Origin of the sequence: Amycolatopsis sp. NPDC049252 (genome assembly GCF_043197175.1) — a bacterium.
In the GTDB taxonomy this organism is placed as follows: domain Bacteria; phylum Actinomycetota; class Actinomycetes; order Mycobacteriales; family Pseudonocardiaceae; genus Amycolatopsis.
On the sequence record NZ_JBICSQ010000042.1, the window covers coordinates 1 to 25,392 of the forward strand.

The 25,392-nt window shown below is 67.1% G+C and carries 29 protein-coding genes, 2 tRNA genes and 2 pseudogenes; 22 read left to right on the forward strand and 11 right to left on the reverse strand.

The genetic code is table 11. The annotated features are described in order from the left end of the window. Window positions 1–879 (forward strand): MFS transporter (locus ACGFMK_RS31805; RefSeq protein ID WP_392771015.1); only part of this gene is annotated, 879 nt, incomplete at its 5' end. Window positions 880–919: 40 nt separating this feature from the next. Then, window positions 920–2,041, forward strand: a complete 1,122-nt coding sequence (locus tag ACGFMK_RS31810) for an epoxide hydrolase family protein (protein WP_392771018.1) — start codon at window positions 920–922, stop codon at window positions 2,039–2,041. A 167-nt stretch (window positions 2,042–2,208) separates the two neighbouring features. Here ACGFMK_RS31810 and ACGFMK_RS31815 read toward each other — a convergent pair whose 3' ends face one another. Both ACGFMK_RS31815 and ACGFMK_RS31820 read right to left on the reverse strand, forming a co-directional pair. Next, window positions 2,209–3,111: an endo-beta-N-acetylglucosaminidase H gene (locus ACGFMK_RS31815; protein ID WP_392771021.1), complete on the reverse strand. Its 903-nt coding sequence runs from the start codon at window positions 3,109–3,111 to the stop codon at window positions 2,209–2,211. Window positions 3,112–3,239: 128 nt separating this feature from the next. Continuing rightward, entirely contained in the window at window positions 3,240–3,689 is a 450-nt protein-coding gene (locus ACGFMK_RS31820) for a hypothetical protein (RefSeq protein WP_392771024.1), read from the reverse strand. 182 nt (window positions 3,690–3,871) lie between these two features. Between ACGFMK_RS31820 and ACGFMK_RS31825 the strand changes: the two are divergent. The 3 genes and pseudogenes from ACGFMK_RS31825 to ACGFMK_RS31835 form a co-directional block, all read left to right on the forward strand. Next, window positions 3,872–4,054: pseudogene (locus ACGFMK_RS31825) on the forward strand (hypothetical protein); the annotation flags it as partial. A gap of 539 nt (window positions 4,055–4,593) precedes the next feature. Next, a complete protein-coding gene (locus ACGFMK_RS31830; protein WP_392771027.1) occupies window positions 4,594–5,172 on the forward strand; it encodes a hypothetical protein in 579 nt (192 codons plus the stop codon). A gap of 55 nt (window positions 5,173–5,227) precedes the next feature. Beyond that, complete coding sequence (locus ACGFMK_RS31835; protein WP_392771030.1) at window positions 5,228–5,443, forward strand: hypothetical protein; 216 nt, start codon at window positions 5,228–5,230, stop codon at window positions 5,441–5,443. Between the two features lie 350 nt (window positions 5,444–5,793). Here ACGFMK_RS31835 and ACGFMK_RS31840 read toward each other — a convergent pair. Next, a tRNA-OTHER gene (locus ACGFMK_RS31840) sits at window positions 5,794–5,894 on the reverse strand. A gap of 444 nt (window positions 5,895–6,338) precedes the next feature. Between ACGFMK_RS31840 and ACGFMK_RS31845 the strand changes: the two genes are divergently transcribed. Together ACGFMK_RS31845 and ACGFMK_RS31850 are read left to right on the forward strand one after the other, a co-directional pair. After that, on the forward strand, window positions 6,339–6,821 hold the full coding sequence (locus ACGFMK_RS31845; RefSeq protein ID WP_392771033.1) for a DUF4365 domain-containing protein: 483 nt from the start codon (window positions 6,339–6,341) through the stop codon (window positions 6,819–6,821). Continuing rightward, on the forward strand, window positions 6,806–7,966 hold the full coding sequence (locus ACGFMK_RS31850) for a hypothetical protein (protein ID WP_392771036.1): 1,161 nt from the start codon (window positions 6,806–6,808) through the stop codon (window positions 7,964–7,966). The genes ACGFMK_RS31845 and ACGFMK_RS31850 overlap by 16 nt, the downstream gene beginning before the upstream one ends. Here ACGFMK_RS31850 and ACGFMK_RS31855 read toward each other — a convergent pair. Beyond that, on the reverse strand, window positions 7,959–8,915 hold the full coding sequence (locus ACGFMK_RS31855; protein WP_392771039.1) for an NAD(P)-dependent oxidoreductase: 957 nt from the start codon (window positions 8,913–8,915) through the stop codon (window positions 7,959–7,961). The genes ACGFMK_RS31850 and ACGFMK_RS31855 overlap by 8 nt on opposite strands. Then, the gene (locus ACGFMK_RS31860) at window positions 8,912–9,772 is read right to left on the reverse strand and encodes a GntR family transcriptional regulator (protein ID WP_392771042.1); all 861 of its coding nucleotides are present in this window, start codon (window positions 9,770–9,772) and stop codon (window positions 8,912–8,914) included. The genes ACGFMK_RS31855 and ACGFMK_RS31860 overlap by 4 nt, the downstream gene beginning before the upstream one ends. 195 nt (window positions 9,773–9,967) lie before the next feature. Here ACGFMK_RS31860 and ACGFMK_RS31865 point away from each other — a divergent pair, with 195 nt between their 5' ends. The 13 genes and pseudogenes from ACGFMK_RS31865 (at window position 9,968) to ACGFMK_RS31925 (ending at window position 19,069) form a co-directional block, all read left to right on the forward strand. Next, window positions 9,968–10,261 carry a hypothetical protein gene (locus ACGFMK_RS31865; RefSeq protein ID WP_392771045.1) on the forward strand — a complete coding sequence of 98 codons (294 nt, stop codon included), beginning with the start codon at window positions 9,968–9,970 and terminating at the stop codon, window positions 10,259–10,261. 119 nt (window positions 10,262–10,380) lie between these two features. After that, window positions 10,381–10,611 (forward strand): hypothetical protein, encoded by a 231-nt coding sequence (locus tag ACGFMK_RS31870; RefSeq protein ID WP_392771048.1) that lies wholly within the window; start codon window positions 10,381–10,383, stop codon window positions 10,609–10,611. A gap of 1 nt (window position 10,612) precedes the next feature. Further along, on the forward strand, window positions 10,613–10,930 hold the full coding sequence (locus tag ACGFMK_RS31875; protein WP_360164213.1) for a hypothetical protein: 318 nt from the start codon (window positions 10,613–10,615) through the stop codon (window positions 10,928–10,930). After that, entirely contained in the window at window positions 10,930–11,133 is a 204-nt protein-coding gene (locus ACGFMK_RS31880; protein WP_328645305.1) for a hypothetical protein, read from the forward strand. The genes ACGFMK_RS31875 and ACGFMK_RS31880 overlap by 1 nt, the downstream gene beginning before the upstream one ends. Next, complete coding sequence (locus tag ACGFMK_RS31885; protein ID WP_392771052.1) at window positions 11,133–12,035, forward strand: hypothetical protein; 903 nt, start codon at window positions 11,133–11,135, stop codon at window positions 12,033–12,035. The genes ACGFMK_RS31880 and ACGFMK_RS31885 overlap by 1 nt, the downstream gene beginning before the upstream one ends. A 65-nt stretch (window positions 12,036–12,100) precedes the next feature. After that, window positions 12,101–14,293, forward strand: coding sequence for an FtsK/SpoIIIE domain-containing protein (locus ACGFMK_RS31890; RefSeq protein WP_392771055.1), 2,193 nt, complete (start codon window positions 12,101–12,103; stop codon window positions 14,291–14,293). Window positions 14,294–14,528: 235 nt separating this feature from the next. Continuing rightward, window positions 14,529–14,888, forward strand: a complete 360-nt coding sequence (locus ACGFMK_RS31895) for a hypothetical protein (protein WP_392771057.1) — start codon at window positions 14,529–14,531, stop codon at window positions 14,886–14,888. Beyond that, window positions 14,885–15,412, forward strand: a pseudogene (locus ACGFMK_RS31900) (DNA cytosine methyltransferase); the annotation flags it as partial. The gene ACGFMK_RS31895 and the pseudogene ACGFMK_RS31900, both read left to right, overlap by 4 nt. A 115-nt stretch (window positions 15,413–15,527) precedes the next feature. After that, on the forward strand, window positions 15,528–15,800 hold the full coding sequence (locus ACGFMK_RS31905; protein WP_392771210.1) for a hypothetical protein: 273 nt from the start codon (window positions 15,528–15,530) through the stop codon (window positions 15,798–15,800). After that, entirely contained in the window at window positions 15,797–16,060 is a 264-nt protein-coding gene (locus ACGFMK_RS31910; RefSeq protein WP_392771213.1) for a hypothetical protein, read from the forward strand. The genes ACGFMK_RS31905 and ACGFMK_RS31910 overlap by 4 nt, the downstream gene beginning before the upstream one ends. Further along, window positions 16,060–17,208 (forward strand): DUF3631 domain-containing protein, encoded by a 1,149-nt coding sequence (locus ACGFMK_RS31915; protein WP_392771060.1) that lies wholly within the window; start codon window positions 16,060–16,062, stop codon window positions 17,206–17,208. Before ACGFMK_RS31910 ends, ACGFMK_RS31915 begins: the two co-directional genes overlap by 1 nt. A 287-nt stretch (window positions 17,209–17,495) precedes the next feature. After that, entirely contained in the window at window positions 17,496–17,684 is a 189-nt protein-coding gene (locus ACGFMK_RS31920) for a helix-turn-helix transcriptional regulator (RefSeq protein WP_392771063.1), read from the forward strand. Beyond that, complete coding sequence (locus tag ACGFMK_RS31925) at window positions 17,684–19,069, forward strand: tyrosine-type recombinase/integrase (protein ID WP_392771065.1); 1,386 nt, start codon at window positions 17,684–17,686, stop codon at window positions 19,067–19,069. The genes ACGFMK_RS31920 and ACGFMK_RS31925 overlap by 1 nt, the downstream gene beginning before the upstream one ends. A 90-nt stretch (window positions 19,070–19,159) precedes the next feature. Here the strand turns inward: ACGFMK_RS31925 and ACGFMK_RS31930 are convergent, their stop codons facing one another. Together ACGFMK_RS31930 and ACGFMK_RS31935 are read right to left on the reverse strand one after the other, a co-directional pair. Next, entirely contained in the window at window positions 19,160–19,807 is a 648-nt protein-coding gene (locus ACGFMK_RS31930; RefSeq protein ID WP_392771068.1) for a hypothetical protein, read from the reverse strand. A 431-nt stretch (window positions 19,808–20,238) separates the two neighbouring features. After that, window positions 20,239–20,312: transfer RNA gene (locus tag ACGFMK_RS31935), tRNA-Leu, on the reverse strand. A 174-nt stretch (window positions 20,313–20,486) separates the two neighbouring features. Here ACGFMK_RS31935 and ACGFMK_RS31940 point away from each other — a divergent pair. Together ACGFMK_RS31940 and ACGFMK_RS31945 are read left to right on the forward strand one after the other, a co-directional pair. Continuing rightward, window positions 20,487–21,101, forward strand: a complete 615-nt coding sequence (locus tag ACGFMK_RS31940) for an ANTAR domain-containing response regulator (RefSeq protein WP_247054229.1) — start codon at window positions 20,487–20,489, stop codon at window positions 21,099–21,101. A 34-nt stretch (window positions 21,102–21,135) separates the two neighbouring features. Then, complete coding sequence (locus ACGFMK_RS31945) at window positions 21,136–21,663, forward strand: DUF4352 domain-containing protein (protein WP_392771071.1); 528 nt, start codon at window positions 21,136–21,138, stop codon at window positions 21,661–21,663. A gap of 42 nt (window positions 21,664–21,705) precedes the next feature. Here ACGFMK_RS31945 and ACGFMK_RS31950 read toward each other — a convergent pair whose 3' ends face one another. The 4 genes from ACGFMK_RS31950 to ACGFMK_RS31965 are packed head-to-tail and all read right to left on the reverse strand — an operon-like array spanning window position 21,706 to window position 25,274. Beyond that, window positions 21,706–22,419, reverse strand: a complete 714-nt coding sequence (locus tag ACGFMK_RS31950) for an ABC transporter ATP-binding protein (RefSeq protein ID WP_392771074.1) — start codon at window positions 22,417–22,419, stop codon at window positions 21,706–21,708. Then, window positions 22,409–23,182 carry an ABC transporter ATP-binding protein gene (locus ACGFMK_RS31955; RefSeq protein WP_392771077.1) on the reverse strand — a complete coding sequence of 258 codons (774 nt, stop codon included), beginning with the start codon at window positions 23,180–23,182 and terminating at the stop codon, window positions 22,409–22,411. Before ACGFMK_RS31955 ends, ACGFMK_RS31950 begins: the two co-directional genes overlap by 11 nt. Then, a complete protein-coding gene (locus ACGFMK_RS31960) occupies window positions 23,179–24,306 on the reverse strand; it encodes a branched-chain amino acid ABC transporter permease (RefSeq protein ID WP_392771080.1) in 1,128 nt (375 codons plus the stop codon). The genes ACGFMK_RS31955 and ACGFMK_RS31960 overlap by 4 nt, the downstream gene beginning before the upstream one ends. After that, the gene (locus ACGFMK_RS31965; RefSeq protein ID WP_392771083.1) at window positions 24,303–25,274 is read right to left on the reverse strand and encodes a branched-chain amino acid ABC transporter permease; all 972 of its coding nucleotides are present in this window, start codon (window positions 25,272–25,274) and stop codon (window positions 24,303–24,305) included. The genes ACGFMK_RS31960 and ACGFMK_RS31965 overlap by 4 nt, the downstream gene beginning before the upstream one ends. Window positions 25,275–25,392: the final 118 nt, after the last annotated feature.

Consider the following 25,392-nt stretch of genomic DNA (forward strand, 5'->3'; position numbering starts at 1 on the left):
GGAGCGGTCACCTCCTGGCTGGGCTGGCGTGCCGTGCTCGCGATCCCGGTCGTCGCGTTGCCCCTCCTGCCGACCGCGTTGGCAGGCCGGCGCGCGTTCACGCCGATCGGTGGCGGTGAGCCGGACGGCTCGGCCGGGCGATTCGACATCACCGGCGCGGCCGTGCTGTCGGTGCTGGCCGGCGCGGTGATCACCTTGCTGCAGGCTCACTCGGTCGGCCTGCCCGCTCCGGTCACGCTCGTCGTGGCCGCCGCCGGGGCGCTCGCCGTCGTGGGACTGTGGTGGCGCGTGCGAAGCACGCCCGACGGGTTCGTGCCCCGGCGGGTGATCACGGCCCGCGGCTTCCTGCCGGCCGGGCTCGTCGGCGCGACGATCTTCGCCGGCTACTACGGGGTGCTGTTCCTCGCCCCGTCCCTGATCGAGCAGGCCACCGGCGGCGGCGCCCTCGAAGCCGGCGCGCTCCTGGTCCCGGCCGCCGCCTGCTCGGTACCGGCCGGGCGGCTGGCCGGCACCTTAACCGGCCGGTTCACCGGCTGGCAGGTGTCGGCCGGGCTCGCGGCCCTCACCGTCGCCGGCGTGCTCGTGGTCGCGGCCTTCACCGGGCCGGTCCCGGTCGTCGTCGGCACGGCGCTGACCGTGTGCGGCTTCGCCGGTGCCCAGGCCGTGCTGGTGGGCCTCGCACCGGAACTGGTCGCCACGCGCGACCGCGACACCGCGCAGGGACTGTTCACCTTCATGATCTTCCTGGGTGGCGGGATCGGGCCGGCCGCCGTCGCGGGTCTCTCCGGCATCGTGTCGGTGCCGGTGGCCCTCGCCCTGCTCGCGGCGCTTCCCTTGGCCGGCCTCGTCATCGGCCTGACCCGGCGCCCCGGCGCCTGACCTGCTTTCCGATTGCCTCACCGAGAAAGGGAGACCCACCATGGCCGCCGAGCCGTTCGAGGTCAGCGTCACCGAAGCCGAGATCGCGGATCTGCGCGCACGGTTGCGACGGACGCGGTGGCCCGAGCCCGAGCCGGTGGACGACTGGTCGCAGGGCATCCCGCTGGCCTACACACAGGAGCTCTGCCGCACCTGGGCCGAGGACTACGACTTCGGGTTCGCCCAGCGGCTGAACGCCTTCCCGCAGTACCGCGACACCGTCGACGGACTGGGCATCCACTTCCTGCACGTCCGCTCCCCGGAGCCGGACGCGTTCCCCCTGGTGCTCACCCACGGGTGGCCGGGCTCGGTGCTCGAGTTCCTGCAGATCCTCGGCCCGCTGACCGACCCCCGCGCCCACGGCGGAGACCCGGGCGACGCGTTCCACGTGGTCGCGCCGTCGCTGCCCGGCTACGGCTGGAGCGACAAACCGTCCACGACCGGATGGGGCATCACCCGCATCGCCCGCGCCTGGGACACGCTGATGGTCTCCCTGGGCTACGAGCGGTACGGCGCGCAGGGCGGTGACTGGGGTTCGGCGGTGTCCGGCGCCCTGGGCGAGGTGGCACCCGAGCGGGTCGCGGCCGTGCACCTGAACCTGGGATCCGTGGCCGCGGGCACGTTCGACGACCCGACACCGTCGGAGCTGGCGAACCTCGAGGCCGCGAAGGAGTTCCAGCGCACCGGCCGCGGCTACTCGGCGCAGCAGGCGAGCCGGCCGCAGACGCTCGGCTACGGCCTCACCGACTCCCCGGCCGGTCAGGCCGCCTGGATCGCCGAGAAGTTCTGGGCCTGGACCGACAACAACGGCCACCCCGAGGACGCCGTGTCCCGGCAGGCGATCCTCGACGAGATCTCGGTCTACTGGTTCACCGCCTCGGCCACGTCCTCGGCGCGCCTGTACTGGGAGAGTTTCGCCAACTTCAGGGACAAGGTCACTGCGCCGTCCGGATTGTCGGTCTACCCGCGCGACATCACCCGTCCCTCGCGCCGGGAAGCCGAGCTGCGGTTCACCGACTTGCGCTGGTTCGAGGAACTGCCGCGAGGGGGCCACTTCGCCGCCCTGGAGCAGCCGGAGTCGCTGGTCGAGCAGGTGCGCGGGTTCTTCCGCCTCTTCCGTTGACCGTCCGTGCCGCGCCGGGCGGCCGCGGAGCCGGGACCGATCGGCACCCGTGGTGCGCTCGCCGGTCATCGCTTGTCTCCCCTCATCGTGCCGGGTGCCTGTGCCCCGACATGATGAAGACGCTCCACGGCCGAAGAACGTGAGATCGGATCCGACAACTCCGATGGCTAGTTCGTGTACACGGCGTCCTTGCCGTACAGGGGCCTGGTGAAGCTGGAGATGTAGGTGTGCGAGTCGCCGGCGCCGAGGTTGTAGGTCAGGTACACGCCGTAGCCTTCGCTCACGGTGCGCTGGGCGAGGCTGGCGGCGGTGCTGGTGGACGTCGCCGCGATCTGGACCGCCGCGGGGGAGAGCCCGGATTTGGGGAGGGCGATGTTCGGCACGCCCCAGGTGCCGTAATAGGGGTTCCAGGCGTAGTTGAACTTCGAGGTGATGTCGGTGCCGCCGTAGGACAACCTCGACGCCGCCGGGCCGATGTTGTACAGCGAGATCAGCTTGCTTGGCATCGCCGCGCGCAGGGCCGTGACGAGGTAGACGAAGGAACTGGCGTTGGGCTGGCCGGTGCCGTTGTTGCCGTACTCGGTGTATTCGTCGTCGAAGTCGATGCCGTCGAGCCCGTACTTGGTCACGGCGTCGGACAGCTGTTTGGCGAAGGCCGCGGCCGCTTGCTGGGACGGGAAGTTGGCGAACCCGGCGCCCTGGTGGTTGCCCAGGATCGACAGCATGACCTTGATGCCCTTGGCCTGCAGCGGGCGGACCTGGGTGCTCACGTTGTCGAGCACGTTCTGCACGTTCGGGTTGAAGTACAGGTACGCCGACTTCGTCGCGGTGTCGTAGTTGATGTTGGCGGCGAAGATGACGCCGATGTCGAACACGTTGCCGCCGCCCTGGGCCAGCGCGTACTTGCCCACGTTCAGCATGCTGTTGTTGTTCACCTCGACGTAGGCCACGGTGATCGGCCCGGCCTTGCGCGGCGCGGCGGTGGTGCTCGCCGCGCTCGTGCCCGTCATCATGCCCGCCAAGAGGGCGGTGCCTGCCAGCAACGCGGTGATCCGACCAAGCTTGACCATGGTTGATCAACTCCTGCCGAGTGGTGTGAACCAATGTCCATGTATGTGCTTTTCCGGCCGCTTGTCAAGACAGGTGATCGAGTAACGCGCCCGGTACCTCCATTGGCCTACGCGGTTCGTCGGGCTCGCTAGCGCGGTGGCGGCGCGGGGAGACCGGCTGCGGCCAGGGCGTCCCAGAGGGGTTTCGCGTTGTACCGGTGGGAGCCCAGTCCTTCGACGAACTGGCAGCCGAAACTGGCGGCGGTGAGGGTGGTGGTCCGGCCTTGGGTGTCGAGAAAGCGGAGTTCGTAGCTCGGCCCGAGTTCGAGGGTGCAGGCGATGTCCGGCGGCGGGGTCGGCAGGGAGCACGCGGCGGCGGCGATCTTCTTGATCGCGGCCGCGTCCGTGGTGCGGGTTTCGGCCGGCTGGCGCACGTCCGGGGTGCGGCCGGAGATGCTGGGAGGCGCCAGGGTCAGGGGCTGGTCGACGAGTTCCCGGGGTTGGTAGCCGGGGGAGCACAGCGCCGGCTCGTCTCCGGACCCCGGTTCGGCGCGGCCGCACGCCGCGACGGTGACGAGGAGCAGCAGAACGCCTGACACTGCGGGCAGTCTTCGCGTGGGCATTCTCCAGGGACGGAATTACCCGGCCTCAAGGTTGCATGCCGACGGCGGGCAGGGCTGGTTCGCAACGCGGGCGCGCGGCGCGCCTGCCGGGCCGGACGACGACGTCACCCACCGGGCACGGGCAGCTCACGGCGGTTCAGCTTCCCGTTGGGCAGCAGCGGATCCTGGCCGAAGAGTTCCTCTACGCGCGTGTCTGCACCAGCGAGGCCCACCGCACTGCGGCCTTGCCCGTCTGGAACGTGCACTACCACTACCGTCGACCACACTGCCGCCGGAGATCAGCCAACCACCAACCCGGACATCGACGTCGTGGTGATGGACGGGCACGGCACCGACAGTGACATCGCTCTTCGCGATGTATCGCCGATTTTCGGCGGGTAGGGCGACGACGTGGTGCCGTTCGAGCCCGCGGCAATCCGCCAGCCGGACGGTCGCGGGATCACGTCCCGGTGTTGCTGCCGGGCTGTTGCCACGGCGCCACCCAGGACTACCTCACTGTTCTCGAGCGCAGCATCGAGACGGACCCTTGGGTCGAGTTTCTGGGTTCCACCGCCGGCCCTGACATCGTCGACGCCGCCAAAGCGTTCCAAGTGGAGCGGGGCGGCGAGATTCCCATGATCACCTACACCCGCGCCCGCGCCCGGCGTCTGCTTGCCGGGCGGCCCTACGCCCTTCGGCCTGTGGCTGTGTCCGCACCCGGCTGCACGCGGGTGTCGACCCGGCCCGGTCTCCGCGCGGGCCGACAAACTCGGTCTGGGTGCTTGGATATCCGCCTTGATCTGAGTCTTCGACCGTACTCGAAGAGCTTGTACCCCATGCGACGTCTCCCTACGTTCCGTGCGTTGCTTTCTGGCAGCGCGAACCACGGAGGGGAAACCTGATGAAGAGCGTCATGGCGAGCTTGGCTACAGCCGTCTTCGCCATTTCCGGCTGCCTGACGGGTGCCACAATGGCGAACGCGACGCAGGCGAACGGCATCCGCTACACCGAGATCGGCACGGGGGCGGCTCCGGTGAGCGTCAAGGCCGATCTGGCCCGAGCGCTGGCGAACTCCGCCATCACCAATGAAATCTGCTACTCGGTCCACATCTCGAACGTCGGCTGGAGCCAGTCCTACTGCAACGGCGAGACTGTCGGTGACTACCACAACCAGATCGAAGCGATCGTGATGGCGGTGTCGCCGGACTTTGGTGAGGTCCAGTACCGGGCGCACGTGGAGAACATCGGCTGGCAGGGCTGGGTGTCCAATGGCGCCGTCGCCGGTACGCAGGGGCAGGCCCTGCGCATGGAAGCGATGCAGGCTGAGCTGTACAACACCGCTGAGCCCAACCGGACGATCAGTTACCGGGTCTACCTCCCGAACCAAGGCGCCTGGGACCCCGTCGAGCACAACGGCCAGGTTGCCGGCACGACCGGTCTCGGCTGGCCGATCACGGCACTCTGGGTCTACGTGTCCTGACAGGCGTACGAAAAACGCCAACGCGGTTGCCACAAGCGGCCGCGTCGGCGTTCGCATGCCGCGGCTGGGACAACTGGTGTCCGGCCGCGCGACGATCCTGTTGCGGTCGGCGACCGGGGACTCGACGCGCTGGACTGGCGGTGGCACAACGGCGATGAAGATCGAAGTCGACCAGCTAACCGAAGAGCTCGCTCGCGCCCTGTTCGAAGCCCTCCGGTTGGAGATCCGCTACGCCCGCGACACCAACACGCCACCTGCCGGGTCACCCTGACTGCCCCACCATCACCGCTGCCCGCCGCACCGGACCATGACACGACCGAGCCGGCCCCTGGCGCGGGACGACTTGCTCCGCCCCAGGGTTGGTAGGCCCAACTGCCAGAAGCCGCGAGACGACCGCCGAGGTCGCCTCTGTTCCGGCCCAGGACGCAGCCGCCCACCGCCTCGTCGCCGGCTCTTGGATCATGGACCGCGACTGGCTCCCCGCCCCAGTCCGGGGCCGGACGCTTGCCAAAAAGCAGACCGGGACTGGCCGTAGACCACCGGTTTCAACCGGACATCCCGGACTGGATCCTTAACCGGATGCGGTAGGCTCAGAAACCTGTTTTCGCAGTTCAGAGAGGGTGCCCCCGGTGAGATTCGAACTCACACTGGACGGGTTTTGAACGGACGTCAGAAGTCGGCTTGACCTGGCAAAGAGTAGATGGCGAACTCGACTGGGGGGCTGGTGGGGGGCGAATCGCGTCGCGGACCTGCTCCCTCGTGCTTGCCCACGCATAGATCGTCGTCGCCTCGGGTTCTGCGGCGTGAGACGGTGACCACCCCGAGGGTAGATCCGTGGCTGGCGCCACTAAAGACCCTTACGTAACCAACTGACTACCGAGCGCGCGCTATCGCCTCGACTGCTCATGCGTTGGCTAGCGTGGTGGAAGCCCTCAATTGCTATCTGGCAACCGCCACAAAGGCGATAGTCGTCCTTAGGGTGTAACGATAGTGCAACACCAGATCAACAGCTTGGCTATTTCAAGATTCGCTAGGGCTGATCCTCTGGCTACCCACATATTCACCCTCTAGCATGAATTAGAGGGAGGTTGTGGATGCCTGAGGGTGGTAGTCGAAGTGCGCAGGGCCATGCAAGTCGGCGGCAGGGGTTCTATGGGGAATCGGTCGTGCAGGCTATCGCCGCTGCGGCCGGCCTCCGGGTGACCAAGGAAGAGCTTGAGCCTGAAGGCATCGACCTGCAGATTATCCAAGATCGAAAAGGGCTCCAGCCTCGAACGCAGCGAATTGAGGTGCAGGTAAAGGCGCGTACCGGGGTCCGAGTTGTGGACGAAAACTTTCGAGTCGATCTCAGGGCTAAGCAGTTTCATGCGCTTAACGGTGTATTTCAAGTCGACTATGACGTCAGGCGTTACCTAGTTCTTGTGACCGTTCCGGATCATTTTTCTGAGTATTACCGCTGTGGCGACGAAGATCATCTCAGGTTCCATAACCGTGCGTACTGGGCAGACCTCATGGGGATGCCGGACCTGCCATCTTCGCAGGCCAGCACGACAGTGTCAGTGCCGAAGTGTAACCTGTTGACTTCAGAGGCCCTCGTTGAGTTGGTCTGCGGCGATCACGAGGAGGCGGTCAGATGGATGTCCGCGTGATCGATGCCGACTCGCTTCAGGCTCGCGCGCCTGCTCAAATTTTCACATACCTAACCGCTCACGGATGGGAGGTTACATTCGAGGATCGCGGTTCGTGGGCTCTAGAGCAGTCTTTCGTGGAAGATCCTGTCGAAGTTTGGCTTCCAAAAAATCGACAGATTCGCGGTTATCCAAGCAGGGTGGCACAGCTTTTAAAGGTGCTAAGCGGGGTAGAAAATCGATCAGAGCTACAGATACTTTTTGAGATTACTCACTTTGAGAGCGATATACAACGCTTCCGCTGCTTTCCGGAGGGTGTTTCCGGGACGATGAGGCTTGAGGAAGGCGAAGAGACTCTTGCCGGTCTTAAGAAATGGGTCCTGTCGGGTGCTACTCTTGCTTCGTCAGCGAATCGAGCGGCTATTCAGCCGCGCCGTAAACCTTTGATGGCAACGAGGTTTATGGAGCAAGTTCGGCTGGCAGTTCCAGAGGAAGGCAGTTTTATTTGGACGGTAATGGTCCCGATTTCTGTTGATGCAAAAGATTCTCCTCTTCCTATTGTCGCGCCAGGCTATAGTGATACCTTTGATGTATTTAATCGTAGAGTGACCACAGCTCTGTTCAGTTCGACGAAGTTGGCGTTCGGGGCTGCCCAAGAATTCCTTGAAGATAGAACGAGCTTGGCTCGCCCTTTCAAGGAAAGGGTTGTAGATGGGTTGTCTGCAAATCTATGCGAAGCGCTCTGTCAAGCGGGTGGTGAGCGTCGTGTCCCATATGAGCTTTCCTTTAGTTGGGCTCAACATCGACCAGCTTCCGTGTCGCCGGAAGTACTTCGTTTTGGCAGCGAAGAGATCCGGGTCCTCGGTGACGCGGCGGAAGAGCTGAGGAACACGGAGCCGGAAGAGGGTGTTACAATCCAAGGCTATGTGGTTCGCCTTATTAGAGAATCTGGAAGTGGTCCGAAGAGGATCACTATTGCGGGTATGCCTGACGGAGTTTCTGAGGACCGCGTAGGTCACTATTGGCTTGAACTTGACGCTGAAGAGTACGACATGGCCATGCGGGCGCACGGAGATGATAAGCGCGTTCGTGTAACTGGCGACATTGTTCGCCGAGGAAACAGGCGATGGCTGTCAGGTGCATACGGGTTCTCGATAATTAGCTAGCCCCTTGGCGCTTTGGCTTGGTTGCCGAATTCGGGGGCGTCTTACCGGCGAGAAAAGCGGCGACTTGTTCAACTGAAACTTCGTAGCAGAGTATGTTAGTTCCGGGAACTGTTCGTGCAGAGTGTGGACTGATGATGGTGCTGGAGCAGGCCCAGAGTGGGTGATCTGCGGGAAGTGGCTCTGGCTCGGTGACGTCAAGTGCTGCTCGCAAGCGTCCCGACCGGACTTCGGTCACCAATGCGTCAGTGTCTACAATCTTGCCGCGCCCGGCATTGATGAGCAGTGCGCCATCATCCATGGCCGCAAGGAAGTCTATATCGACCAGGTTGCGAGTTCTGGAATTCAGTGGCGCGGTGATCACCACAATATGATGACCACTGATGAGGTCGGGAATCTCCGAGGCTGAGTGAACGCCTTCTCGGCTCGTGCTGGCAACGAGAGTGGACTTCGTGCCGAACGCAGCGAACAGACGTGCAACGGCCGAACCGATGGCGCCCGCTCCGACGATGAGGGCGCGCTTGCCGCGGAGAGTGTCAGCGGCGAACTTGCGGTGCGCCCACACGTGCTCATCCTGGAACCGCACAAGCGCCGGCCATTGGCGATACTGAGTCAGTGCGGCAGACAGCACCCATTCGGACACCGGCTCTGCATGTGCGCCCCGCGCGCCAGCGAGGACGACGCCGTCCGGGACCTCGTTCGCCCACTCGTCCGTCCCAGCGGCCGTGATTTGAACCATCCGGAGGTTGGGCATTTGCGCCATCAACGGCATGGGGCGGTTGGTGCCACGGTATGGCGGCACGAAGATCTCCGCTTGGCGTTGCCGCTCGTCCAGGTTCGTCGTCGTGGGGTCGTACGGGATGACGTCGACAGAGTCGAGTTGGCTGAACAGCTCCTGGCCGACCAGGTCGTCCGTTTCCGAGCTGACAAGGATGCGCGTTGTCGCGGTCACTGCTGTTCCGAATCCTCACTCAGTACGGTGCTGACAAGGTTCCTCGCCTGGTCCTGGAGAGGCTTGCTGGACGCCGAGTTGTCGATGACGACGTGGGGAACGGGCGGCCGTAGCTCGAGGTCGATCCCGGAGAGGTAGCTCTCCCAGTTCGCGAGCTTCGTGGCGTCGCGAGCGGCGCCACGGTGACGGACGTAGGTGTGCATCGTCTCCGCGTCGCAGTAGACCCAGACGAACGAGAGCTTGGCTCCCATCCCTTGGCACGTCGCCTGGATGCGTTCGACCCACGCCGGGTCGGAGAACTCTTTGATGAACGGCGCGGTCACGATCGCGCTGTTGCCGCATTGGACGTTCTCGGTCATCGCGCTGATCAGCGCTTCGTACTCGCGCGGCCGGACCTTGCTGAGGTACATCTCGGACTCGCGGTCGTTGGGTGACAGGTCGAGCAACTCCAAAGCTGCCTCGACGACGGGACGAGTAAGGGTGTCCTTGTCGAGCATGGGCCAGCCGGTCTCGCGGGCGACGACGCGGCCGAGCTCGGTCTTTCCGCTGCCGGCATAGCCGCCGACCAGTAGGACGTGGGGAGCGCTGGGCTTCGGGCGCGTCTCTGCGGTGACGTGCGGCGCGTTGACGACGCGGCCGGCGCGGGGCTTGCTGATGACAAGCCCTTCCTTGATCAGCACGTCCATCGCTTCGTTGATCGTGAACGGGCTGACGTTCCACTCGGTCGCCAGCTCGCGCGTGGACGGCAGGGTCTGACCGTCGCGGAGTCGACCGGCTTCGATGTCGTTCCGGATGTTGCGGGCTACCTGCTGGTGCAGCGGGTCGGACCGCTGGACCCCAGAGCGCGGCCGGGACATGTGTGCAGCTCCTTCGGGTCGCAAGTGCGACCAATCATCTGGATGGCTAGCAGGTCAGACCATACCAGATGACTGGAGAAGTTCTCCCAGCTCAGAGCTGGTGACGTTACTCCATTCGAGTCAACCAGTTGACTGGTAAAAAAACCAACTGTTAGGTTCATGGTGTTCCACAACACACCCACCGAAGGGCACACCATGAAGTCCGCACACATCACCAACCGAGTCGTCCGGATCGCGGCTGACGGCCTTGCCGCTGGTGAGGGCTACTACCCGGACGGCCTGGACGAGGCCGCCATCGACGCGCTGATCGCTGACGTCGACCAGGAGCTGTCCGCCGCGACGGCCGTGGCGGAGACCCGCACCCGTTACGCGTTCACCGACTCGCAGCGCGCCCACCGAACCCGCCGGCGGACCGATCGGGCGACGCTCCGAGTTCTGCCGGTCCGGCTGGACATCGCCGCGTCGGCACCGGAGGGCGAGGCCGCATGACCGTCCGACTCGTCATCCCCACATTTGGCCCCGACACGGCGGCTCATCCCGCCAAGAACGCGCACGCCGCGTCGGGTCTCCCCAACCACCACGCAGGTAGCTACTCGGAGAGGTCTCCCATGGTAAGCACCCTCACCCCTCGGGCGATCGAGCGTTTGGCGATCCGCCGGTTCACCGACACCGGCCGGTCGTGGGCCAAGGCCCCGGCCCCCACGCGAAGCGCCTGGCTCGCGGAGATCGAGCCCGTCATCCGCGCCGAGCACGGCATCGCGCTCGACGCGGTGTGGCACGGCGGCGGATGGCAGGCACCCGGCCAGACCGACCTGTTCGACGTGTCGGAGGTGGCCTGAGATGTCCACGCAGATGCTGATGGTCCTCGGCGGCCTCGCCCTGGTCGGCGTGTTCTCCGTGTGGCGCTCCGGCCGCAAATCCGCTGTACGAGCCCAGAAGGGCGTCCGCGAGGTCACCCGCATGACCGGCAACACGATCCGCCTGGTCCTGGCCACGGCGATCATCGCGTTCGTCCAGTGGCTGGTGATCGTAAAGATCCAGAACACCACCGCCACCTGGATCGCGCTGCTCGTGCCGGCGCTGCTGGCCGCCGCCACGATCGTGCGGCTGATGGCCATCACCGAAATCGTCCACACCACCCGTGGGGGTCGTCGCTGATGTTCGGCAAGAAGAAGACCGAAGACGACGCCATCGCGGCCGCCGTCGTCCACACCCTCTTGTCCGGCCTCAAGCCGGAGCACCGCAGCGGCGTCCTCGGCGAACTGACCGACGACCAGCGCCGCCTGGTCCTCGACGCCGAGCTGGAAGGCCGCCAGGACCGCTGGAACCGCACACACGACACGAAGTGGGGGGAGAGCTGATGAGCACCGAAACCCTTATCCCGCAGTACGCGCAGCACCAGCCGCTGACCGAGGCCGACAAGCTCGCCCAGGACGCCGCCACCGCCGCGAAGGTCCGCCGGCTGTCCAACCACCCGGACGTGGTTGCGCTGCGGGTGGAGAAGGTCCGCACGCAGATCGACGCGGTGATCTGGCTCGGGATCTTCCTCGGTCTGGCGTTCACCATGGTCAACGTCCAGTCCTTCGCCGCCGCCGGCGCGGCCACCTGGTCGCTCGGGTGGCTCGCCGGGTGGCTGCTGGACCCGATGGTGTCGCTCGTGCTGGTCGCGGTGCTGCGGGCGGAGCAGGTCACCGCCCGGTACCAGGTCGAGACCGGGGCGTGGGCGCACCGGACGAAGTGGTTCGCGTTCCTGGCCACCTACGTCATGAACACCTGGAAGTCCTGGACCCACTTCGACGTGGCCGGGGTGGTGCTGCACTCGGTGCCGCCGGTGCTGGTGTTCCTCGCGGCGGAGACCGCGCCGGTGCTGCGGGACAAGCTCACCGAGGCCGTCATGGCCGCCGCCGGCACCGCGTTCACCGGACAGCCCACCACCGACGCCCTGACCACCGCGCCTGCACCGGCGGAGGACAGCACGGGGGAGACGCCCGCCCCGGTCACCCGGCCGCGTCGCCGTCCGGCCCGCAAACCTGCCGCAAAGCCGGCCCGCAAGCTGCGCGGGGACTACCTGGCCGACGCCCGCGCCGCGTGGACGCCGGAAACCGAGATCACCCCGGCCTGGGTCCGCAGCGTGTGCCCGGAGATCTCGCGTGGCACCAGCAAGAACGTCGCTGATGACCTGATCGCCGAAACCGCCCGCCCGGCCGCCTTGCCGGTGCCCGCCGACCAGCCCGTGACCGTCGATGAGGAGGAGGCCGCCTGATGTCCACCACCGCCGACCACACGCCTGAGTCCGTGAACGGACCCGACCCCGAAGGGCCTCACTCCGTGAACAGCACTCCCGACCCGTCCACGAACACCCCGGCCGACGCGCCCGTGAACGCCACCGACGACGCCACCGCGAACACCGCCGTGACCCGTGGCGGGAACGTCGTCCCGATCCGCCCCGACACCGCCCACACGCCTGAGGAGATCCCGGAGCAGGACCGGCCCGCCGCCGACGACGCGGAGCCCGGCACGGTCGTCCGCCTGGTCGACCCGTCGGCGACGAAGGCGACGTGGTGGGAGTCCGCCGGCCACGCCACCGCCCGGCCGCTGGTCGCGCGCTGGCTGACCTCGGCCGAGGAGTTCCGCTCCCGCGCCCGGTTCCTGGTCCGCTACGCCGCCCACACCACGGCGTTCCACGCGCTGCGGGTGCCGGTGTACGTGCCGACGGCGTTCTTGCGCTCGTTCGGCGCGACCGGTCGTCTGGTCGCCCGGCTGCGGGCGTGGGTGTACGACGCGGAGTCCCACCCGGTCCGCATGAACGCCCGCGACCGCGCCGACGCGGAGCTGTACATGAAGCTGCGCGAGATCCGTAACGAAACGGTGCGCCGCCGCATGGGACCGGTGATGGTCGGCGTGGTCGTGCTCCTCGCGATCGTCTACCTGTGCATCACGTTCGTGACGCCGTTCTGGAACTGGACCGGCCTGGTCGTCGCGATGACGCTCGTGGGCTGGTGGGGCGCACCGGCCGACAAGCCGGTCGCCGGCCGCGCCGTGGACGCGGTCAAGACACCCAAGCTGACGTCGTCGATGATCGAGGACGCCCTCTGCTCTCTCGGCATCGGCGGCCTGAACCAGGCCTACGCCAAGGGCAAGCGCATCGAGTTCCCGAACCCGATCGCCCGCGACGGCGACGGCTGGCGCGCCGACGTCGACCTCCCGCTGGGGGTCACGGCCGGCGACATCATCGCCAAGCGCGACGAACTGTCCTCCGCCCTGCGCCGCCAGATCGGGTGCGTGTGGCCCGAGGGGGACGCGAAGGTCCACGAAGGACGGTTGGTGCTGTGGGTCGGCGACACCGACATGTCCAAGGCCAAGCAGAAGCCGTGGCCGCTGGCCAAGCCGGGCGCGACGGTCGACCTGTTCACCGCGCAGCCGTTCGGCACCGACCAGCGCGGCCGGTGGGTGCCCATCACGCTGATGTTCGCGTCCATGGTGATCGGCGCGGTCCCGCGCATGGGCAAGACGGTCACGCTGCGGGAACTGCTGCTGATCGCCGCCCTGGACCCGCGCGCGGTGCTCTACGCCTACGACCTCAAGGGCACCGGCGACCTCTCGCCGCTGGGGCAGTGCGCGCACGGCTACGGCGTGGGCGATGACCCCGAGGACATCGAACGCATGGTGGTGGAGATGCGGGAGCTGCGGGAGGAGATGCGCCGCCGCACCAAGGTGATCCGCAACCTGCCGGAGTCGGTGTGCCCGGACAACAAGGTCACCCCCGAGCTGGCCGCGCGCAAGGACTTGCGGCTCGCGCCGATCGTGGTCGGGGTGGACGAGTGCCAGGTGTGGTTCGAGCACCCCGAACACGGCGAGGAGCTGGAGGAGATCTGCACCGACCTGGTCAAGCGCGGCCCCGCCTTGGGGATCACGCTGATCCTGGCCACGCAGCGCCCGGACGCGAAGTCGCTGCCCACCGGCATCTCCGCCAACGCCATCCTCCGGTTCTGCCTCAAGGTGATGGGGCAGCAGGCCAACGACATGGTTCTCGGCACCAGCCAGTACAAGTCCGGTGTGCGGGCCACGATGTTCGCCCGCTCCGACCGGGGCATCGGCTACCTCGCCGGCGAGGGTGACGACGCGCAGATCGTGCGCAGTGTCTACAAGGACGCCACCGACGCCAAGAAGATCGCCGCCGGCGCCCGTGCGCGGCGGGAAGCGCTGGGCAACATCACCGGCTACGCCGCCGGCGAGGCCGTGGATGTCGAGGCCGCGCGGCTGGACCCGCTGGCCGACACCATCGCGGTGTTCGCCCGTGGTGAGGACAAGCTCTGGTCGGATGCCATCGTGACCCGGCTGGCTGAGCTGCGGCCCGCGCAGTACCGGGGGTGGACCGCGCAGAACCTGGCCACCGCGCTCAAGCCGTATGGCGTCAAGCCCAAGCAGGTGTGGAGCACCGACCCCGACACCGGCAAGGGCGCTAACCGCAACGGCTACACCCGCGACGCCCTCACCACCGCCAAGAACAACCGAGCGTAACCAGTCGCAGAGGCTAGGGGCGGTGCGCGTCCTAGACCGGACCGCCCCTAGACCTAGACCCCTCCTCTAGACACCCGCAGTGGTCGTGACCAGCGCACTAGCGCCCTAGACCCACCTCGCTCCGACCTGCGGAAACACCCTGAAAACCCAGGCTAGCGCCATCACCGCACGGCCCTAGCCCTGGTCGAACACGCCCACACATCGTCACCCCGTGTGACCGACGTGAGGACCCGCCTTGACCACCCACACCACCGCCGCCGGCCCGGCCACCCGGGTCACCATCCCCTTCACCGAGTACCGGTCACTCACCCTGGACGCCGCCGCCTGGCGACTGCTCAACACCAGCCCGCACGTCGTCGAACTCCTCGCCGAATGGATCGAATGGGACCGCCGCCGCACGCTGCGGGAGACCTCCCACGCCGTGTCGGCCGCCGCCGACTGGCGCGCCCTCGCCGCCGCGCCGACCTACGCCGAACTCGAACGCCGCCGCGCCGTCGCCACCCGGCCCGCCTTGACACCGCACCAGATCCGCACACAGGCAGCCGCGTCGTGGGCACGGGTCAATGCCTGGATCGCCACCCGGGAGGCGGCATGACCACAGTGGACGCCGCCCCGGCGATCGGGTCGCTGTTCTCCGGCTACGGCGGGCTCTGCGAACTCGCCGCCGCCCCGCTGCTCGGTGGCCGGGTGGCATGGCACTGCGACGTCGACCCCGCCTCGGCCAAGGTGCTCGCCCACCACTGGCCCGGCACACCGAACCTCGGCGACATCACCAAAGCCAGCTTCTCCACCGTCCCACCCGTGCGGATCCTGACCGGCGGATTCCCGTGCACCGACGTCTCCGCCGCCGGACGGCAAGCCGGCATCCGGCCCGGCACCCGCTCCGGGCTGTGGTCGGTGATGCGCCACGCCACCGCCGTGATCCGCCCCGAGCTCGTGCTCATCGAGAACGTGAGAGGACTGCTGCATGCCCCAGCCCACAGCGACGTGGAACCCTGCCCGTGGTGTCTGGGAGACGACCGTGGTGTCCCTGCTCTGCGGGCACTCGGAGCCGTACTCGCCGACCTGGCCGACCTCGGGTACGACGCGGCATGGTGTGGCCTGCCCGCTTCCGCCGTGGGAGCCCCGCACACCCGCTACCGCATCTTCATCGCTGCTACCGACACCCACCGCGAACCTCGGAGCCAACGGCGGCAGCCAGCACCCGGACAAGCGCCGGGAGGGCAACCACTCGGTGAGCCTCGACGATGTGGCCTCGCACTTGCTGCCGACGCCGAAGGCGACCGACAGCCGGCGTGGGGTCAGCCCGGCGGAGACCCGGCGCAACGATCCCTCGCTGACTGCGATCGAGTTCCTGTTGCTGCCCACGCCGAAGGCGAGCGACGGCGCGAAGGGCGGCCCGAACCAGCGCGGCTCGAAAGGGGACCTGGCACTGCCCGCGGCAGCATCCCGGCTCCACCCGGATGGGGCGAGTACGAACCCGCCATCCGCCGGTGGGAGCACGTGACTGGGCAGGCCGCACCGGTGCCGACCGTGCCCGGACGGCGCGGCAACGCCGTCCTCAACCCGGCGCTCCCGGAATGGATGATGGGCCTTCCCTCAGGCCACATCACCGACGTCCCCGGCCTGTCCCGTGCGGACATGCTCCGCCTCGCGGGCAACGGCGTCGTCCCGCAGCAAGCCGCCGCCGCGCTGCGCTACCTGCTGCCCCTGCTCGGCATCACCACCCTCGCCCCGGACCTCGGGGCACAACGAGAGGCCGCCTGATGACAGCCCACGAATCCCTGACCTCCACTCCGGACGGAACCGTCTTGCTCGACTCGCTGCGGGCCGCTCTCACCCGCTACGTGGCCTTGCCGAACCCGGAGACCGCCGACGCCATCTCCCTCTGGATCGCCGCCACCCACGCGCAACCGGCGTGGGCGCACGCGCCCCGCCTGGTGATCCGTGCCCCGGAGAAGCGCTGCGGGAAGTCCCGGCTGCTCGACATCGTGGAAGCTACCTGCCACAACCCGTTCATCACGGTCAACAGTAGCCCGGCCGCCGTCTACCGGTCGGTGTCCGAGGATCCGCCCACGTTGCTTGTCGACGAGGCGGACACCATCTTCGGACCGAAAGCCGACGGGAACGAGGACCTGCGCGGGCTGCTCAACGCTGGGCACCAGCGCAACCGGCCGGCCAAGCGCTACGACGCCACCAACCAGCGCGTCGAGTCCATCCCCACCTTCGCCATGGCCGCGCTCGCCGGGATCGGCGCGATGCCCGACACCATCGAGGACCGCGCCGTCATCGCCCGGATGCGCCGCCGCGCCCCCGGCGAAACCGTCGCCCCGTACCGGCACCGCCGCGACCGGCCCGCCCTGCGCGCCCTCGCCGACAACCTGCACGCGTGGCTGCGCGCCGACCTGTCCACATTGGAAACCGCCGAACCCGAGATGCCCGTGGAAGACCGCGCCGCCGACACCTGGGAACCCCTGGTCGCCGTCGCCGACCACGCCGGCGGTACCTGGGGCGACCGTTCCCGGACCGCCGTGCTCGCCCTCACCGCCGCCGCCGACGAGGACAACGACAGCAACGACCGCCAACGCCTGCTCACCGACTGCCGCACCGCGTTCGCCGACGAACTCGCGCTGCCCACCGCCGAGCTGCTGCACCGCCTGCGCGCCCTGGAGGAGTCGCCATGGCGCGAGTACGGCGCGACCGGGCTCACCGCCATGAAGCTCGGCAGCCTGCTCAAGGAGTACGGCATCCGCTCGGACACCATGCGATTCCCCGGCGCCGGCCAGGCCAAGGGCTACCGCCGCGCGGACTTCACCGACTCCTGGGAGCGCTACTGCACCGAGCCGCCGTCCAAACGCGACGGCGAGGAGGCCGCCGGGGAAGCGATCCCGCTCCGCCGGGCGCGGTCGGCCTGACACCGCCGGGCGGGGTAGCCGTACCAGCCGTACCAGCCTCGTTTTCGCAGGTCAGCCCTGGTACGGCTTCCCCGCCTGGTACGGCTCAAGCCGTACCGCCGTCACTGCCCTGGTACGGCTCAAGCCGTACCACGAAACCAAGCCGTACCGCGCCTGAACAGGCAAAACGAGGCTGGTACGGCTGGTACGGCTTACCCCCTCAGCACCGACACCCGACCACCCCAGAACCGAGGAGAGCCCATGCGCATCACCACCACCGCCAGCACGACCCGAAGGGCTCACCAACGATGGCCACGCCGCGCCGACACCTCACCATCGCCGAACTCTGCGACGAACTCGCCGTAGCCCGCTCGACCTTCTACGAGTGGCGCGCCAAGAGGCGCGCGCCCCGCTGCATCAAGCTCCCGAACGGAGAGATCCGCATCCGCCGAACAGACCTCGAAACCTGGCTCGACAACTGTGAGGAGGCCGCCTGATGGACACGACCTACGACGTCAAGATCTGGAAGATCGAGACCCGCGTGAGGAAGACGAAGACGAATTACCGCGTCGTGTGGTTCGTCGCCGGCACGCAGTTCAGCGACCTCTTCGACACGTTCGCGCTCGCGGACAGCTTTCGCTCGGACCTGGTCGCTGCGTCGCGCCGTGGCGAGGCATTCGACCGCACGCAGGGTTTGCCGGTCTCCAAGCTCCGCCAGGAGAACGAAATGCCGTGGTTCGACTTCGCGTGCAAGTACGTCGACATGAAGTGGCCGCGGGCCGCTGGGAAGTCGCGGGCGGGGAACGCTGACGCGCTCGCCAGCGTGACACCGGCGTTGCTCGCGACCACCCGGGGAGCGCCGGACAGCAAGACGCTCCGCCGCGCGCTCACTGGGTGGGCGTTCAACACCAAACGGCGCGACGACGCGAAACCGCCGGAAGTGGAGCGGGCGTTGAAGTGGCTGGCCTCGAATACCGCGCCGGTGTCTCGACTCAATGACAAGGCCGTTCTTCGGGAAGTGCTGGAGGTGATGTCGCTCAAGCTCGACGGAAAGCAGGCCGCCGCGAAGACCGTCAACCGCAAGCGCGCCGTTCTGTTCAACGCGCTGGAGTATGCCCACGAACTGAAGCTGTTGACCGCAAATCGACTTTCCGAGGTGAAGTGGACTGCCCCGAAGAGCGTGCGGGCGATCGATAAGCGCGTGGTCATCAACCCGCAGCAGGCGAAGAGCCTGCTGTCCGAAGTGGAGGCACAGCGGATCGATGGGCAGCCTCGCCGGTCGTCCGGACCGATGCTGGTCGCGTTCTTCGCCGTCATGTACTACGCGGCACTTCGACCAGAAGAGGCGGCCATGCTGCGCAAGTCGGACTTGCAGCTCCCCGAGGAGGGGTGGGGCGAGCTGTTGTTGTCGGAGGCCGCGCCGATCACCGGCGCGGCCTGGACGGACAGCGGCGAACGTCGGGACCGCCGACAGCTCAAGCAACGGGGAAAGGGAGAAGTCCGCACAGTGCCGTCCCCGCCGCCGTTGACGGCGATTCTGCGCACGCACCTGACCACGCTCAGCACGGCGGCTGACGGACGGCTGTTCCGGAACTTGACCGGGGGAGACCTCGCCGAGTCCACGATCGGCCGCGTGTGGGACAGGGCACGGAAAGGCGCGCTCTCAGATGACGAGTACGCCTCGCCGCTGGCAAAGCGTCCCTACGACCTCCGTCACGCGTGTGTGTCGACCTGGCTGGCCGCTGGGGTGCCGTCGACGCAGTGCGCGGAGTGGGCCGGCCACTCCGTGGCGGTGTTGCACCAGATCTACGCCAAGGTCATCGCCGGCCTGGAGTCGGCGGCTCACGACCGCATCGAGAAGGCGCTCGCCTGGAATGGGTGAGGATGCACGGCAGGCGGACATCTACAGACGGTCGCGCATCCTGAATGCAACTGGCTGCATGCGAGGTAAGCTTCAGTATGAGATGTACTTCTATTGGTCCTCTTTGGGGGTGCGCACGAAGACCGTGACGCTTGGCTCTTCTTTGTCGTTTTCTGGGACGGCGCATATGAACGAATGGTCAATCTCCGACAGGTAGATCTGATGGTTCTTGATCAGCCTTTGAATCTTGTTGGAATAGTCCCGGAGCTGCGTGATCCGATCCCAGTCGCCTGCGTTGCTGGAGGTTCTAGAGCCGGTGACATAGGTATATGGATTTGCGGCGTGCAGGATGCTGCTGCAGTAGCCGTATGCTCGTCCCCACTCTGGCTCCTTGAGGTAGGGGTCGGATGGCTCTGCCATCTTAATCACCCCATCCTTGGATGGGTGGCGTTCCATGTCGAACGGAATCGGCCAGTAGTCCTTATTGATGCGCTTCACTATAGAGCGTGCATCGCTGGCGCTCTTCTTTGCGAAAGCTTCCACAACGGCGGCGGTGGCAGGTCGATTTGCTACCAGCGTGGATAGGACGAGATGCTCAAGGGAAATTCGGACCTGAAGGGCGCAAGACTCAATCTCGATGCGACGTACTGGTGGTGTTGAAAGGACGTTGTCGACATGCAGGAGGCGTTGCTTGATGAAGGTCAATAAGACCTTGTACAGTTCGACATCCTGAGGACGGTCCGCGTCGGCATGGCCCATGCGCTATCTCGATCCCTGCCACGTGACCATTATGACTGCACGTTGCTGGGCGGCTGGGGTGAATCACGGTTGTCGGCGATCCTGCAATCCGACAGCCCAGCCGCCCGGTTGCTGAACAGTCGCTCGGGACCCGACAGGGCGGGCATCTCGACCTGGGCGGCTCTCGGAGGTGCTGTCTATGCGACGTGGCTACTCTGTCGCCGTCCAGCACCAGATCTACGCCAAGGTGATCGCCGGTCTTGAGTCGGCCGCCCACAGTCGGATCGAGAAGGCCCTCGGCTGGGAGAGCTGACGGCCGGAAGCCGGGGGGGCGCATGGGGGGTGGAGGGCCGTAGACGGCCGGACAGACCCGGACACCGCCGGACCAGACGAGATCAGCCCCCGACCGGATAACGCCTGGTCAGGGGCTGATTTCTGCTGGTGCTCGCAAGTGCCCCCGGTGAGATTCGAACTCACACTGGACGGGTTTTGAATCCGTTGCCTCTGCCAGTTGGGCTACGGGGGCGTGGCATGGTGACTCTACGGGATCACCGGACGCCGCCCGTGTTCGGGGCTGGGGTGTCGCGCTGGCCACTACGTGGTGAACGCCATCTCTTGAACTGGATCGTTCCCGGTAGGCTTCAGGCTTCGCGGAACGCCGCGAAATCGAACGTTCCGCCGAGTCTTCAGGAGGACCCCGGTGACCGATCAGGCTACCGAGGCCAACGGTGCCGCCACCGTGCCGCAGCGTCGGGTACTCGTTGCGGAGGACGAGGCGCTCATCCGGCTGGACCTCGTCGAAATGCTGCGTGAAGAGGGCTATGAGGTGGTCGGTGAGGCCGGTGATGGCGAACAGGCCATCGCGCTGGCCACCGATCTCAAGCCCGACCTCGTGATCCTCGACGTCAAGATGCCGAAGCTGGACGGCATCGAGGCCGCGTCCAAGATCACCGGTGACCGGATCGCCCCCGTGGTGATCCTGACCGCTTTCAGCCAGCGTGACCTCGTCGAACGGGCGCGGGACGCCGGCACCATGGCCTACCTCGTCAAGCCGTTCGCGAAGCGTGACCTCGTGCCGGCGATCGAGCTGGCCGTCAGCCGGTTCTCGGAGCTGCAGGCTCTCGAGGCCGAGGTCGCCGGCCTCACCGACCGGCTCGAGACGCGGAAGGTCATCGACCGCGCCAAGGGCCTGCTGATGAGCCGGCAGGGCCTCACCGAGCCGGACGCCTTCCGGTGGATCCAGCGCACCGCGATGGACCGCCGGACCACGATGAAGGCCGTCGCCGAGGCGGTCGTCGAAAGCATCGGTACCTAGCAGGACCGGCGGCCGGCGGGGCAGAATCACCCTGGTGAGACTGCTCCTGCCGGCCGTTGCCGTCCTGATGCTCGTGAGCGGCTGCGAAAGCGCCGCGCCGAGCACGCCCGCGCCGGCGACCTACGAGCTGCCGCCGCGCCCGGTGCGGCCCGACGAGACGGCTCTCAAGGTGCCGCCCGCCAAGAACGGGGACACCGAGTTCACCCTGATCGGCCTCGCCGCGGGCCTGCCGAGCATCACCGGCAGCCACACCGAGTTCAACGCCAAGGGCCAGTACGTCCGGCTGCGGCTCGTCGTGACCAACACCGGCACCTCGAGCGTCCTGTTCGACACGATGCGCCAGCTGCTCGTCGACGACCAGGGCGCCACCCACCCGCCCGACGAGCAGGCCATGCTGATCAAGCGCCAGCCCGCCCAGTTCGACCTCGGGCACAGCGTGCGCGTCGAGTTCGACCTCTACTGGGACATCCCGAAGGACCGCAAGCCGGTCGGCGTCAGGGCCTTCGGCGGCCCCACCATCACCGACATGAAGAACGTCAACGGCACCGACATCAAGCTATGAGAAAGGGGCCCGGTCCGAAGACCGGGCCCCCGAAAAGCGATCTCAGACGCCCAGGTCGCCACCGAGGTAGGCGGCCCGGACCTTCGGGTCGTTCAGCAGCTCGGCCCCGGGGGCGCTCTGGACCACGCGGCCCGTTTCGAGCACGTACGCGCGGTCCGACAGCTTCAGCGCCTGCTGGGCGTTCTGCTCGACCAGCAGCACGGTGGTGCCGCGCTTGTTGATCTCGCGGATGATGTCGAAGATCTGCGCGATCAGCATCGGCGCCAGGCCCATCGACGGCTCGTCGAGCAGCAGCACCTTCGGCTTCGTCATCAGCGCGCGGCCGATGGCGATCATCTGCTGCTCGCCGCCCGACATCGTGCCGCCGAACTGCGTCTTCCGCTCGGCCAGCCGCGGGAACAGCTCGTAGACCTCGTCGAGGTCGGCCTGGAGGTCGTCCTTGCGGGTGTAGGCACCCATCAGGAGGTTCTCCTGCACCGTCATGCCGGGGAACACGCCCCGGCCTTCCGGTGACTGGCCGATCCCGAGCAGCACGCGCTTGTGCCCCGGGGTCTTCGAGATGTCCTCGCCGTTGAACAGGATCCGGCCGCTGGTGAGCGGACGCAGCCCCGAGATCGTCTTGAGCGTCGTGGTCTTGCCGGCGCCGTTGGCCCCGATGAGGGAGACGATCTCACCCTCGTCGACCTGGATGCTCATGCCCTTGAGGGCCGCGATCTTGCCGTAGTGGACGTTGATGTCCTCGACCTCAAGAAGCATCTTCGGACACCCCCAGATACGCCTCGATCACCTTCTGGTTGTTCTGCACCTCGTGCGGCAGCCCTTCTGCGATCTTCTGGCCGAAGTCGAGCACGGCCAGCCGGTCGCTGATGTGCATGACCAGGCCCATGTCGTGCTCGATCAGCAGCACGGTGCGGCCGTCGTCCCGGATCTTGCGGATCAGCGCCTGCAAGGCGTTCTTCTCCGCGGGGTTCATGCCCGCGGCCGGCTCGTCGAGCAGGAGCAGCTTCGGGTCGGTGGCCAGCGCCCGGGCGATCTCCAGCCGGCGCTGGTCGCCGTAGGAGAGGTTCTTCGCGACGTTGTGCTCGACCCGGCCGATGCCGACGAAGTCCAGCAGCTCCCGGGCCCGCTCGCGGCCGTGCTTCTCTTCCCGGCGGTGCCACGGCAGGCCGAGCGTCGCGCCGATCGCGCCCGTCTTGTGGTGCGCGTCGACACCCACCATGACGTTCTCCAGCGCCGTCATGTTGTGGAACAGCCGGATGTTCTGGAACGTCCGGGCGATGCCGCGCTTGGTGACCTTGAAGCGCTTCATGCCGTCGATGCGGTCGCCGTCGAAGCGGACCTCGCCCTCGGTCGGCTGGTAGACGCCGGTGACCACGTTGAACACCGTGGTCTTGCCCGCGCCGTTCGGGCCGATGAGGGCGAAGATCTCGCCTTCGTTGATGGTGAGGTTGACCTCGCGCAACGCCGTGACGCCGCCGAAGCGCATGGTCACGTTGTCGAATTCGAGCAGCGCGCTCACTTCGTCACCTCCGCCGAAGCCTCGGAGTCGGGGCCGGCCACTTCCGCGCCCATGGCGCCCATGCCGCCGGTTCCTTCCCGTAGTTCGGCCTTGCGCTGCCGCGACGGCAGCAGGCCCTCCGGCCGCAGCGCCATCATCAGCACCAATACGGCACCGAAGATGAGGACGCGGTAGTCGTTGAACTGCCGGAACCGCTCCGGCAGCCAGGCGATCACGAACGCGCCGAGGATGACGCCGGGGAGGTTGCCCGAGCCGCCGAGCACCACCGCGGCCAGGATGGTCGCGGAGAGGATGAACGGGAAGTTGTTCGGCTCGATGAACACGGCCTTGCTCGCGTAGATCGTGCCGGCGAACCCGCCGATCATGGCGCCGATGGCGAAGGCGAGGAGCTTGAACTTGAACGTCGGCACGCCCATCAGCTCGGCCGCGTCCTCGTCCTCGCGGATCGCCGCCCACGCCCGCCCGACCCGGCTCTTGGTGAGCCGCACCGAGAAGACGATGACGAGCACGATCGCGACGACCATCAGGTAGTAGTACGGCGCCGGGTCGAGGAAGAACTCCATGCCGAACAGCGGCTCGGGGTGCGGGACGTTCGTGATGCCGCGCGCGCCGCCGATGCCGTCGGTGTTGTTCGCCGTGATCCGGACGATCTCACCGAAGCCCAGTGTCACGATGGCCAGGTAGTCACCGCGCAGCCGTAGCGTCGGTGCGCCGAGGATGACGCCCGATACCGAGGCCAGGAAGATGCCCAGCAGCACCGTCGGCCAGAACGACCAGCCGTACGTCGTGCCGATCGAGGCCCACGTGTAGGCGCCGATGGCGAAGAACGCGACGTACCCGAGGTCCAGCATGCCCGCGTGACCGACCACGATGTTCAGGCCGACGGCCAGCAGGATGTACGTGCCGACCGGGAAGATCAGCACCGTCGTCCAGTCCGAGTACGGGGACATGAACGACCCGATCCACGGCGCGGGCAGGATCAGGACCAGGACGATCAGTGCGATGTAGACGGCGTAGCGCTGCCAGTGCGGCGCGTCGGCCCACCAGTCGCGCATCCCGTCGATGGGGTGGAAACCCCTGCGCGCCGGGGTTTCGTTGTTGTCAGCCACTCCGTCGCCTTTCATGCGCGTGCCCGCTGCAGGGATTCACCGAGGATGCCGGTGGGCCGGAGCATGAGCACGAGGACGAGGACCACGAACGCGGTGACGTCCTTCCACTCGGAGCCGAGGAAGATCGAGCTCCAGTTCTCGACCAGGCCCAGCACGATGCCGCCGAGGAGGGCGCCGCGCAGGTTGCCGATACCGCCGAGCACGGCCGCGGTGAACGCCTTGATCCCGAGCAGGAAGCCGACCCGGTAGTCGGTGTTCTCGTATTCCATGACGTAGAGCGCCGCGGCGACCCCGGCCATCGCCCCGCCGAGCAGGAACGTGATCCGGACGATGCGGTCGATGCTGACGCCCATGAGCACGGCGGCTTCGGGGTCCTGGGCGGTCGCCCGGATGCCGCGGCCGATGCGGGTGCGGCTGACCAGCTGGTCGAGCACCACCATCACGACGACGGCGGCGATGACGACGAAGACGTGGTCGGTGCGGACGACGCCGTTGCCGATCCGGAACAGTTCCTCGTGCGGCACGAACCGGGGCGCGTTCTGCTGGACCTTGCCCGCCTTGTCCGACAGCGCGGGGATGATCAGGAGGCCGAACAGCTCCTGCAGGAACAGGGAGGCGCCGATCGCGGAGATCAGCGCGGCGAGGCGGGTCGCGCCCTTCTTGCGCAGCGGCCGGTAGGCCAGCTGCTCCAGCACGATGGCCGAGCCACCGGACACGACCGCCGACGACACCGCGATGAGCAGGAGGATGCCGATCATCCCGAGCACGCCGACGGTGAGCGGGGCGGTGCCACCGGCGATGGCGATGAGGATGAACAGGGACGTCATCGTCCCGATCATGAAGATTTCGGAGTGCGCGAAGTTGATCAGCCTCAGCACGCCGTAGACCATCGTGTAGCCGAGGGCGATGAGAGCGTAGATGGAGCCGGCTACCAGGCCGCCGATGGTGCTGCCCAGAAACTGGCTCTGCAGATCTTGGAACATGACGTAGTTGCCTTACCTGACGGGGCGAGGATGGTCGCCACATTGGCGGGGAGCGGGGGTGCTGTGCCCCGGCCCACCACCCCCCCGCCCCGGGGGGTTTTTTGTAGCTCCGTCCGCC

Bases quoted from the DNA above. Each gene is read 5' to 3' on its own strand.
- ACGFMK_RS31850 (WP_392771036.1), top strand. From the start codon at position 6,806: ATGGATGTCCGCGTGATCGATGCCGACTCGCTTCAGGCTCGCGCGCCT.
- ACGFMK_RS31865 (WP_392771045.1), top strand. From the start codon at position 9,968: ATGAAGTCCGCACACATCACCAACCGAGTCGTCCGGATCGCGGCTGAC.
- ACGFMK_RS31875 (WP_360164213.1), top strand. From the start codon at position 10,613: ATGTCCACGCAGATGCTGATGGTCCTCGGCGGCCTCGCCCTGGTCGGC.
- ACGFMK_RS31870 (WP_392771048.1), top strand. From the start codon at position 10,381: ATGGTAAGCACCCTCACCCCTCGGGCGATCGAGCGTTTGGCGATCCGC.
- ACGFMK_RS31950 (WP_392771074.1), bottom strand. From the start codon at position 22,419: ATGCTTCTTGAGGTCGAGGACATCAACGTCCACTACGGCAAGATCGCG.
- ACGFMK_RS31885 (WP_392771052.1), top strand. From the start codon at position 11,133: ATGAGCACCGAAACCCTTATCCCGCAGTACGCGCAGCACCAGCCGCTG.
- ACGFMK_RS31960 (WP_392771080.1), bottom strand. From the start codon at position 24,306: ATGAAAGGCGACGGAGTGGCTGACAACAACGAAACCCCGGCGCGCAGG.
- ACGFMK_RS31965 (WP_392771083.1), bottom strand. From the start codon at position 25,274: ATGTTCCAAGATCTGCAGAGCCAGTTTCTGGGCAGCACCATCGGCGGC.
- ACGFMK_RS31815 (WP_392771021.1), bottom strand. From the start codon at position 3,111: ATGGTCAAGCTTGGTCGGATCACCGCGTTGCTGGCAGGCACCGCCCTC.
- ACGFMK_RS31915 (WP_392771060.1), top strand. From the start codon at position 16,060: ATGACAGCCCACGAATCCCTGACCTCCACTCCGGACGGAACCGTCTTG.
- ACGFMK_RS31860 (WP_392771042.1), bottom strand. From the start codon at position 9,772: ATGTCCCGGCCGCGCTCTGGGGTCCAGCGGTCCGACCCGCTGCACCAG.
- ACGFMK_RS31835 (WP_392771030.1), top strand. From the start codon at position 5,228: ATGCCGCGGCTGGGACAACTGGTGTCCGGCCGCGCGACGATCCTGTTG.
- ACGFMK_RS31930 (WP_392771068.1), bottom strand. From the start codon at position 19,807: ATGGGCCATGCCGACGCGGACCGTCCTCAGGATGTCGAACTGTACAAG.
- ACGFMK_RS31810 (WP_392771018.1), top strand. From the start codon at position 920: ATGGCCGCCGAGCCGTTCGAGGTCAGCGTCACCGAAGCCGAGATCGCG.
- ACGFMK_RS31830 (WP_392771027.1), top strand. From the start codon at position 4,594: ATGAAGAGCGTCATGGCGAGCTTGGCTACAGCCGTCTTCGCCATTTCC.
- ACGFMK_RS31880 (WP_328645305.1), top strand. From the start codon at position 10,930: ATGTTCGGCAAGAAGAAGACCGAAGACGACGCCATCGCGGCCGCCGTC.
- ACGFMK_RS31925 (WP_392771065.1), top strand. From the start codon at position 17,684: ATGGACACGACCTACGACGTCAAGATCTGGAAGATCGAGACCCGCGTG.
- ACGFMK_RS31920 (WP_392771063.1), top strand. From the start codon at position 17,496: ATGGCCACGCCGCGCCGACACCTCACCATCGCCGAACTCTGCGACGAA.